Annotated in this window: 2 protein-coding genes and 1 pseudogene; 2 read left to right on the top strand and 1 reads right to left on the bottom strand. The window is 65.7% G+C overall.

The window, feature by feature from the left end; translation table 11 throughout:
* Positions 1-651: pseudogene (locus tag AC04L7_RS16530) on the top strand (Oar protein); the annotation flags it as partial.
* Positions 652-780: 129 nt separating this feature from the next.
* Positions 781-2,163 carry a nucleotide 5'-monophosphate nucleosidase PpnN gene (gene ppnN, locus AC04L7_RS16525; protein ID WP_475513441.1) on the top strand — a complete coding sequence of 461 codons (1,383 nt, stop codon included), beginning with the start codon at positions 781-783 and terminating at the stop codon, positions 2,161-2,163.
* Between the two features lie 6 nt (positions 2,164-2,169).
* On the opposite strand, the gene AC04L7_RS16520 is transcribed toward ppnN, so the two are convergent.
* Positions 2,170-2,518, bottom strand: a 349-nt coding sequence (locus tag AC04L7_RS16520) for an ATP-binding protein (RefSeq protein WP_475513440.1), incomplete at its 5' end; no start/stop codon positions are given.

Raw genomic sequence — 2,518 nt, 5'->3', positions numbered from 1 at the left:
ATCAAGGACCGCTTCAGCGGTTCGCTGAACTGGACGCACAACTTCTTCGGTGACTACGCCACCCAGGTCGGCCTGTTCTACGAAGGCCGCAGCGGCCGTCCGTACAGCTACATCTTCTCGGGCGATGCCAATGGCGACAACCGCACCTTCAACGACCTGTTCTACGTGCCCGCCGGCCCTGGCGACGTCCTGTTCGGCAGCCTGAGCGCGACCGGCCAGTTCACCGCCAACGCGGCAATGGAGCAGGCGTTCTGGGATTGGCTGTCGCGCCAGGATGGCCTGAACCGCTACGCCGGTACGTACGCCCCCGAGAATGGCTTCACCAGCAGCTGGGTGAACACGTTCGACGTCCGCATCAGCCAGGAGCTGCCGGGCTTCATGAAGGGTCACAAGTCCAAGCTCTGGATCGACATCCAGAACGTGGGCAACCTGATCAACAAGGACTGGGGCCACGTCATCGACTACGGCTTCAACGCCAACAACGCAGTGGCCACGCTGCAGGGCATGTACAACGGCAAGTACGTGTACGGCTACCGCAGCGGCACGGAGTTCGGCCAGGCGACCGCCCTCGGTATCCCGACCAATGCCGACAGCCAGACCAACGGCATTTCGCAGTGGTCCCTGCAAGTCGGTTTCAAGTACGAGTTCTGATCCGCTGCCTTACCGCGGAACGCAACACGAACGGCCGGGGAAACCCGGCCGTTTTCTTTTKGTCAGCCTCCTCTTGCCCGCGCGACTGCGCTAAAGTCCCGCCTCTGACGAACGAAGACAGGACTTTCCATGAACCAGACGGCATCGAGGGCGTTGCCGGTACAGGACGCACGCATCTATCCGCGCGGCGGCCTGGACGTGCTTTCCCGCGCCGAAGTGGCACGACTGCGCGACGCATCCAGCGGCGGCATGCACGAACTTCTGCGCCGCTGCGCACTGGCGGTGCTGACCAGCGGCAGCGCGTCCGACGATCCGCGCGCGGCGCGCGATCTGTATCCGGATTTCGACATCCAGGTCCTGCAGCAGGACCGCGGAGTGCGCATCGACCTGATCAACGCGCCGGCGATGGCCTTCGTCGATGGCGAGATCATCCGCGGCATCGCCGAACTGCTGTTCGCCGTGGTCCGCGACCTGGCCTATACCGCCATCGAACTCGGCCCCGAGTACGCGGYCGACCTGGAATCCTCCGCCGGTATCACCAATGCGGTGTTCGGCCTGCTGCGCAACGCGCGCATCCTCAAGCCCAGCGATCCGAACCTGGTCGTGTGCTGGGGTGGCCACTCCATCTCGCGCGACGAGTATCTCTACACCAAGCAGGTGGGTTACGAACTGGGCTTGCGCGGCCTGGATATCTGCACCGGCTGCGGTCCGGGTGCGATGAAGGGCCCGATGAAGGGCGCGACCATCGCGCACGCGAAGYAGCGCCGCAGCAAGACGCGCTACATCGGCGTGACCGAGCCGGGGATCATCGCGGCCGAATCGCCCAACCCGATCGTCAACCACCTGGTGATCATGCCGGACATCGAAAAACGCCTCGAGGCGTTCGTCCGCATCGGCCACGGCATCATCGTGTTCCCCGGCGGCGTGGGCACGGCGGAAGAAATCCTCTACCTGCTGGGCATCCTGCTGCATCCGGACAACGCCGACCTGCCGTTCCCGCTGATCCTGACCGGCCCGACCATCGCGGCGCCTTACTTCGAGCAGATCGACCGCTTCATCCGGCTGACGCTCGGCGATGCCGCGGCCGAGCGCTACGAGATCATCATCGGCGACCCGGTCGCCGTGGCGAAGAAGATGAGTGCCGGCATCCGCAAGGTGCGCGAATACCGCATCGGGCACAAGGATTCGTTCTTCTTCAACTGGGCCATCCAGATCCCCGAGGACTACCAGCAGYCCTTCGTCCCCTCGCACGAGGCGATGGCAGCGCTGCAGTTGCGGCCGGGCCGTGCCGTGCACGACCTCGCGGCCGACCTGCGGCGTGCGTTCTCCGGCATCGTCGCCGGCAACGTCAAGGAGGACGGCATGCGCCGGATCGAGGAGTTCGGCCCGTTCGAGATCCACGGCGATGCGCCGATGATGCAGGCCCTGGACGAACTGCTGCGCGCGTTCGTCGAGCAGCGGCGCATGAAGATCGCCGGCGAGTACCAGCCCTGCTACCGGGTGGTGACCTGAGACGCCTCAGGCGTCCAGCGGCAGGCGGATGATCGCGGTATAGCGACCGTCCGCTGTCGTCGTTTCCACGCTGCCCCGTCCCTGCGTCAACGCATGGATGCGGGCGCGGACGGAGCTCAGGCCGACCTGGTGCCCCGGCGCGGCGCGTGCCGTGCTGGAAGGCAGGGTATTGGCGACGGTGATCTGCAGATGGCCGTCATCCAGCCCGACCCGCAGGCTCAGCTCGCCGCCCGAGGTTGACGGCTCGATGCCGTGACGGATCGCATTCTCCGCCAGGGGCTGGACGGACAGGGTGGGCACCTGAAGCTGTGGGAGCACGTCGGGAACCTCCCAGTGCAGGGTCAGACGCTCACCC

It is taken from the genome of Pseudoxanthomonas sp. LjRoot204_2, from assembly GCF_056175765.1.
The sequence above is the reverse complement of the archived record's forward strand: the minus strand, read 5'-3'. Positions and strand labels throughout refer to the sequence as shown.